Consider the following 7,719-nt stretch of genomic DNA (forward strand, 5'->3'; position numbering starts at 1 on the left):
CCACGGCAGGAGTTCCTGGTTGCACCGTGCGCGGGTATTCGGGCTCGTCCCTCTCGACAGAGAGACCTACCGTTGCGGGTCAGCGCCGGATTCAGACCGGACTTCCCCCATGCACGACGAAAGCACTCTAACCCGACACGATCACCCGTCCGTGCGACGGCGGACGTGAGGCGCATCTCGGCTGCGACACCGGGCCGCCCGTATGCAAGCCTCTGACCTGCACGAAAAGAAAACTTCAAAAAAGTTCTGGGTGCGTGTCGATCCGGCGGGGCACCCGTTCGACCTCTGGACGTCAACGAACGAGACGCAAGGAGAACCACCGTGAAGTACATGCTGATCATGCGCGCCACCGACGAGGCCTTCGCCAACATGGGCGAGTTCGACTTCGACAAGATGCTCGAGACCGTCGGCGCGTTCAACGAGGAGCTGATCCGGGCCGGCGTGCTGCTCGCCGCCGAGGGCCTCTCCGACCCGTCCGAGGGCGTCGTCGTCGACTACTCCGCCGAGCCCGCGGTCATCACGGACGGCCCGTACGGCGAGACCAAGGAGCTGTTCAACGGCTTCTACCTGCTCAACGTCGCCTCGATCCAGGAGGCGATCGAGTGGGCCCGCCGCATGCCGATGACCGGCCCCGGCTTCAAGACCGAGATCCGCCGCGTGCCGTCGATCGACGAGTTCCCGCAGGACAACGAGTACATCCAGAAGGAGCGCGCGTGGCGTGAGGCCAACGGCCAGCTCTGATCGCGCGGAGAAACGCCGAAGCCCCGGCCGGGAACCATCCGGCCGGGGCTTCAAAACGTCTGAAACGAACTCAGCCCGTGCGCACGTTCGACGACACGAGTGCCGCGAGCCGGTCGCCGATCGCGTAGGTCGCGCCCGGAGACTGGTGGTCGCGCGTCGCCAGGTCGAACGCCACGGAGGCCTCGATCCGGCGCGCCGCCTCGTGCTCGCCGAGGTGGTCGAGCAGCAGCGCGACCGACAGCACGGCGGCCGTCGGGTCGGCGATGCCCTGGCCGGCGATGTCCGGGGCGGACCCGTGCACCGGCTCGAACATCGACGGGTTGCGCCTGGTGACGTCCATGTTCCCCGACGCGGCCAGGCCGATGCCACCCGTGACGGCGGCGGCCAGGTCGGTCAGGATGTCGCCGAACAGGTTGTCGGTGACGATCACGTCGTAGCGGCCCGGGTCGGTGACCATGTGAATGGTCGCCGCGTCCACGTGCTGGTAGGCCACGGTGACGTCCGGGTGCTGCAGCGAGACCTCCTCGACGACGCGCGACCACAACGAGCCGGCGTGCGTGAGGACGTTCGTCTTGTGCACCAGCGTCAGGTGCCGGCGCTGGCGGTTCGAGGCACGCGCGAACGCGTCCCTGACCACCCGCTCGACGCCGAACGAGGTGTTCAGCGAGACCTCGGTCGCGATCTCGTGCGGCGTGTCCTTGCGGAGCAGGCCGCCGTTGCCCGCGTACGGGCCCTCGGTGCCCTCGCGCACCACCACCATGTCGATCTCCGGCGGGTCCGCGAGCGGGCTGCGGACACCGGGGTAGAGACGAGCCGGGCGGAGGTTCACGTGGTGGTCGAGTTCGAAGCGCAGCCTCAGCAGGAGGCCCCGCTCCAGAATTCCGCTCGGCACCGACGGGTCGCCCACCGCGCCGAGCAGGATCGCGTCGTGCTGGCGAAGCTCCCCCAGCACCGACTCGGGCAACAACTCTCCCGTGGCGTGCCAGCGCGCCGCGCCGAGGTCGTAGCGAGTGATCTCGGCCGCCGGAACGACCTCTCCGAGGACCTTCAGGGCCTCAGCGATGACCTCGGGCCCGATCCCGTCTCCTGGGATCACTGCGAGCCGCATCCACACACCTCCCAGGTGTCAGTCCCCAATTGGTGGGACTACTTTCCTCCGCGAAAGGCTACCGGCAACGCGGCCGCTCGCCGCATGCCGGACACCCCTTCGGGGTGTTATCTCCCGTACTGCGGGACACCCACACGGCCCATTCCCACTTTCGAGTGTCACTCGACCGCAGGAAGGGTGTCGCGTCAAGGGGTGACGGGAGGCAGTTCCGGCCCGTGACATGCCGGGAGGCCCGGTTCCAAACGAAGAACCGGGCCTCCCGTAAAACATCCGACCTAGTAGCCGCCCCTGCCCGCCGACTTCACCAGGACGACCGACGCGCGGTCACCGTTGGCGTTGTGGTGGTTGAGGACCAGCAGGCCGTCGGACTTGTCGGCCTTCAGCGACGCCTCGTTCTTGTTGACGACGAGGGCCGTGCCCGGCTTCGCGAGGTAGGAGAGCGCCGCGTCGCCGCCGCCCTGTGCCCACAGACCCGGCTTGAGCGGGTCGTAGGACAGCTTGCGGTCGACCACGTCGATCAGCTTGTTCGCGTTGCCCGGCGCCGGGTAGTAGCCCGCGGTGCCGACGGTGTACGAGACGCGCGCCGAGTCCTTCGACGCGTCGATGCCGAGAGCGCTGAGCAGCACCGGCAGGACGACGACGTTGGTGTCCTGGACGTTCGCGTCGACGTCGCCGAACAGGCCGTTCACGCCCTGGATGTCGACGGTCTCGCCCGTCTTCAGGTCCACGGTGGACGCGACCAGCAGGTCGGTGTCGGTCAGGCGGGTCGCGAACACCTCGAAGTCCGCCGTGCCGTCACCGTTGGTGTCGATGTCGACGAACGGAATGGTGTTCTTGCCCAGGTTGTACCAGTTGCCCCAGGTCGCGACACCGAACGCGAGCAGCGCCTCCTCGGGCTTGCCCTGCGCCTTGGCGAGCGGGGCCGTGGAGGCCGCGCCGACGTAGCGGAGGTCGCCGCCCTTGGCGGTCTCGTTGAGCGCGCAGTTCTCGGTGACGTTGCGCTTGCAGTCGCGCAGCTTCGGCGACTGCGCCTGGAGCTCCAGGACGCTGATCAGCGAGCGGTACGCCTGCGAGCCGGTGCCCTGGTCGAGACCCTTGCCGGTCACGTTCAGGACGGCCTGCTTGCTGTTGCCCGAGAACTTCAGCGACGACGCGGTCTTGATGTCCGCGACCGGCTTCGGGGCCGCGTACACCGACAGGCGCAGCGGCACGGTGGCACCGGCGGTCGGCGTGAAGGTCACGCGACCGGAGGCGTCCGCGAGGAACTGCCGCGGCACGTCGAGCTGGTTCGGCTCGACGGTCGAGTCGACGGTCTTGCGCAGCGCCTTCGGGTCGGTGATCTTCAGCGTCACCTTGACCTTCGCGATGCCGCGCGGGCTCAGCTTCACCTTGTCCTGCGAGAGGACGTAGCTCACGCCGGGGATCGTCGTGGCCGCGGTGTAGCCGACCTTGTACTCCACGGACTTCGTGGACTTGTTGACCAGCTTGATGGTCTTGGACTTCTCGAGCGCCTTCGCGACCTCGACGACGCCGAAGTTCGCGCTGACGTAGCCGTTGTCCTCCTCGACGTAGGCGAGGACCTGGTTGTCGAGCGCGGACTTGCCGTCCACGCGGCCGGTGCCGACCCGGTTGGGGGCGAAGGTCTTGCCGTTCTCCTTCACGTCCGCACCGGCGGTGTTCATGATCGAGGCCTTGACCTCCTCGAGCGTCCAGTCCGGGTGCGCCTGGCGGACCAGGGCGGCGATGCCCGCGACGTGCGGGGACGCCATCGACGTACCGGAGATCACCAGGCGGTCGTTGCCGGAACCGACGGCGGTCGACGAGATCGTGTCACCGGGCGCCGCGACGTCCGGCTTGATCGAACCGCTGCGGGTGCCGCGGCTCGTGAACGAGCTCGGGGTGTCCGAAATGGACTGGTCGTAGGTCGGCGTCGAGGTGCGCAGGTCACCCGCGAGGCGGACGACCAGCGTGCCCGCGTCCAGCGCCGGGCGGATCGCCGCGGTGGCGGTGCCGGTGAACTGGAACATCGGGATGCCCGCGTTGCCGGCGATGCCCGCCGCGAAGTTCTCCAAAGTGGACGAGAGCAGCACGCCCTGGCCACCGGCGGCCTGCACGTTGTTCGCGCGGGCGGCCGAACCACAGCGACGCGTGGCGTCGTTGTCGTCCCACTCCAGCCACACGAACTTGCCCGCGACGGCGGCGTCGGTGATCGGGAGGCAGCCGTCGGCGTTGCCCGCCTGGGTCACCTTCGCGACCGGCAGTTCCTTGTTGTAGCCGAGGTAGCCGGTGAAGTTCTGGCTGTACTGACCGGGCTTCTGGCCCTGGCCCTTGACCTCGGCGCCGTCCCGCAGCACGTACGAGTCGCGGACGGAGGCGACGGTCAGCGCCTCGGGCGTGTTGCCCGGCGAGCCGCCGATGTCGTAGAGGTCGCCGCCGTTGCCCGCGGAGAAGACCGGCATGACGCCGACCTTGTACAGCTTCTTCACGAAGAGGCTGTCGGGGTCGTCCGGGGCGCCGTAGTCGGAGCCGAGCGACAGGTTGACCACGTCGAGGTGGTCGGAGAAGTCGCCGTCGCCGTCGGGGTCGAGCGACCAGTCGAGCGCCTGCGACGTGACGTTGGTCGAGCCCTCGCAGCCGAAGACCTTCAGCGCGAAGATCTGGGCCTTCGGCGCGGTGCCGGGGCCGATCTTCATCGCGTTCAGCTTGTCGGCGTCGAGCTTGGTGTAGTCGCCCTTGAACGTGCTGCCGTCGGCGTTCTCACCGAAACCGGCCGTGGTGCCCGCGACGTGCGAGCCGTGGCCGTTGCAGTCGATGGGGTTCGGGTCGGGCTTCGGCGTGTTGATCGCCGGGTCGGTGCTCTCGCCGTCGTAGGTCTCGCCGACGAAGTCGTAGCCGCCGACGACCTTGGCGGTCGGGAAGTTCGGGTCGGCCTTGGTCGGGTCGACGGCCTTGAACGCCTCGACCGTGCCGGGACCGCCGAAGTTGGCGTGCGTGTAGTCGACGCCGGTGTCGATGATGCCGACCCGGATGTCGTCGCCGAGCTTGCCGTACTGCTGCCAGACGTTGAGCGTCCTGGTGAGCTGGACGGCGTTCGAGTTCTGGCGCTTCTTCGGCACGACCGAGTAGACCGCGAGCACGTCCGGGCGCTGGGCCAGGTCGCGCACCTTCTGGGCGTCCGCCTTCACGACGACGCCGGGAACGCCGTTGGACGTGCGGTACAGCTCTTCGGTCTTGTTGTCGGCGCTCTTGAGCTGGCCGACGACCTGGTCCGCGGTGGCGGCGACGTCGTTCTTGGCCTGCTTCGCGGCCTGCTTCGCGACTTCCTTGCCCTGGCTCTTCTTCTCGTCGAACGCGTCGACGGCCGGCTTGCGGTCGAGCGCGACGAACGCGGTGACCGTGCCAGTCTGGTTCAGCCTGGGAGAAACCTTGAGCTGCAACGCTTCCGCGTCCAGCCCGTGCGCGCCCTTGACCGGTTGCGCGAGCTCTGGGCTCTGCGCCTGTGCGGTGGCGGGTGCGATCAGCAGTGTGGTGATGGCAGAGAACACCACCAAACTCGATCGTCTCTTCACAACGTTGCCCCAACCGAGGTGTGTGCCTTCGACCCGCATCCAGATGTGCCGTGCCCTCTACGGCACCGGGTCAACCTCGTGGGGACGCTAATCGCTGATCGTGTCTTTGCGACTGCCCCGAAAGTATGAATGTTGTCTACGGATAGTTGCCTGTTACGACTTCGTTGTGAATGACGATGTACTCGGGAAGGGGACTTTGTCCGTCCCCTTCCCGGTTTGTCGTGACTATCCGAAGTCGACAGAGCGGACCGTGCGCGCACCGACGGCGGCACCGATCGGGTCGAGCACCTGCGTGTCGACCGGGCGGTCCACGCGCAGCACCATGACGGCGTCGGCGCCGGTCTGGCTGATCTGCGCGGCCTCGATGTTCACGCCGGCCTCGCCGAGCAGCGTGCCGACCGTGCCCATGACACCCGGACGATCCGGGTACTCCAGCAGGAGCACGGTGCCTTCGGCCCTCAGGTCGAAGTTGCGGCCGTTGATGTTCACCAGCTTCTCGACCTGGGCGATGCCGCTGACGGTGCCGGAGACGCTGAACGTGCTGCCGTCCGCGTGCACGGCCTTGACCGTGACGAGGCTGCGGTGGTTCGGGCTCTCGGGCTCCTTGACCAGGTCGACGCTCACGCCGAGGTCGGCGGCGAGGCTCGGCGCGTTCACGAACGTCACCTGCGACTCGACGACCTTGCTGAACACCCCGCGCAGCGCGGCGAGCGGCAGGATCGCGACGTCCTCATTGGACAGTTCGCCGCGCACCTCGACCGTGACGCTGGTCGGCGCCTTGGGCGACAGTGCACTGAGGACGGTGCCGAGCTTCTGCACGAGCGGCAGGTACGGGCGCACCTCCTCGCCGACCGCGCCGCCCTGGACGTTGACGGCGTCCGGCACGAACTCGCCGGCCAGCGCGAGGATGACGCTCTTCGCGACGTCGGTGCCCGCGCGGTCCTGGGCCTCCGCCGTCGAGGCGCCGAGGTGCGGCGTGACGACGATGCCGGGAACGTTGAACAGCGGGCTCTCGGTCGTGGGCTCGGTGGAGAAGACGTCCACACCGGCACCGCCGACCTGGCCCTCCTTCACGGCCTCGGCCAGCGCCGCCTCGTCGATGAGGCCACCGCGGGCCGCGTTGACGATGATGACGCCGCGCTTCGCCTTGGCCAGCTGCTCCGACCCGATGAGGCCCTTGGTCTCCGGCGTCTTCGGCAGGTGGATGCTGATCGCGTCGGCGCGCTCGAGGAGCTCCTCGAGGCTGACGAGCTCGATGCCGAGCTGAGCGGCGCGGGCGGCGCTGACGTACGGGTCGTAGGCGATGAGCTCGACGCCGAACGCGGCGATGCGCTGCGCGAACAGCTGGCCGATCTTGCCGAGGCCGACGACGCCGACCGTCTTGCCGTTGATCTCGACGCCGTTGAACTTGGAGCGCTTCCACTCGTGGTTCTGCAACGTCTCGTGCGCGGCCGGGATCTGCCGGGCGACGCTCAGGAGCAGCGCGACGGCGTGCTCGGCGGCACTGACGATGTTGGAGGTCGGGGCGTTGACGACCATCACGCCGTTCTGGGTCGCCGCCGGCACCTCGACGTTGTCCAGGCCGACACCGGCGCGGGCCACGACCTTGAGCTTGCGGGTGGCCGCGAAGACCTCGGCGTTCACCTGGGTGGCGGAGCGGACGAGCAGCGCGTCGGCGTCCGCGACCGCTGTCAGGAGGGCTTCGCGATCGGTGCCGTCTACGTGGCGGACTTCTACGCCGTCGCCGAGAGCGTCCAGGACGGACGGCGCGAGCTTCTCGGCGATGAGGACAACAGGTCGGCTCGTGTTGCTCACGGACATCGCTCCCAGGAAGGGTCGGATCGTGGGGCGCGGGCGTGGTCGGGGGCGGCTGGCCCGCGCCGACCGGAGCACCGCAATGTGTCCGGACTGTTAACGAGCATAGACAGGGGGCTTGCGTCCGGATTCCGGCGGGTGGCTCAGGTCACCCGTGTCGTCTTGGAGTATGGGACGGCGGCGGGGTGGACGTGGGCGTCACCTGAGTGGGTGAAGTCCAGCCGCTGGGATGTGAGTCTGGGACTTGGGGGTGGGGTGCGGGTCGAGTCGCGGTCGTGCGGGTGCCGGTTTCGTTGGGTTGGTCGCGTTCCAGCGGGGTTGGTTGCGTTTTGTTGGTTGGGCTGCGGTTGCGAGGGTGCTTGCGCGGGTCTCGACGAAAGACCTGGGGGGTTGCGATTGGGGCTTGACTTCGGGGCCCTTGCGAGGCGCTCATCGGCCGGAAAAGGCCGGGCTGAAAAGCGCCCGGCCGAGCTCGAGAAGCTAGCA

At 68.3% G+C, this 7,719-nt stretch carries 4 protein-coding genes and 1 riboswitch; of the genes, 1 reads left to right on the forward strand and 3 read right to left on the reverse strand.

What is annotated here, in order from left to right; all coding sequences use genetic code 11:
• Positions 1-11 precede the first annotated feature (11 nt).
• Positions 12-158: riboswitch (cobalamin riboswitch) on the reverse strand.
• 163 nt (positions 159-321) lie between these two features.
• Positions 322-741 (forward strand): YciI family protein, encoded by a 420-nt coding sequence (locus tag ACFWNN_RS18625; protein WP_382441146.1) that lies wholly within the window; start codon positions 322-324, stop codon positions 739-741.
• Between the two features lie 70 nt (positions 742-811).
• Here ACFWNN_RS18625 and ACFWNN_RS18630 read toward each other — a convergent pair whose 3' ends face one another.
• From ACFWNN_RS18630 to serA, 3 genes are all read right to left on the reverse strand, one after another.
• Positions 812-1,849 carry a 3-isopropylmalate dehydrogenase gene (locus tag ACFWNN_RS18630; protein ID WP_285645728.1) on the reverse strand — a complete coding sequence of 346 codons (1,038 nt, stop codon included), beginning with the start codon at positions 1,847-1,849 and terminating at the stop codon, positions 812-814.
• Between the two features lie 275 nt (positions 1,850-2,124).
• Positions 2,125-5,457, reverse strand: a complete 3,333-nt coding sequence (locus ACFWNN_RS18635) for a S8 family serine peptidase (RefSeq protein WP_382441147.1) — start codon at positions 5,455-5,457, stop codon at positions 2,125-2,127.
• Positions 5,458-5,643: 186 nt separating this feature from the next.
• A complete protein-coding gene (gene serA, locus ACFWNN_RS18640) occupies positions 5,644-7,233 on the reverse strand; it encodes a phosphoglycerate dehydrogenase (protein WP_382441148.1) in 1,590 nt (529 codons plus the stop codon).
• Positions 7,234-7,719 lie beyond the last annotated feature (486 nt).

The sequence above is a fragment of the Lentzea sp. NPDC058450 genome, from assembly GCF_042721395.1.
In the GTDB taxonomy this organism is placed as follows: domain Bacteria; phylum Actinomycetota; class Actinomycetes; order Mycobacteriales; family Pseudonocardiaceae; genus Lentzea.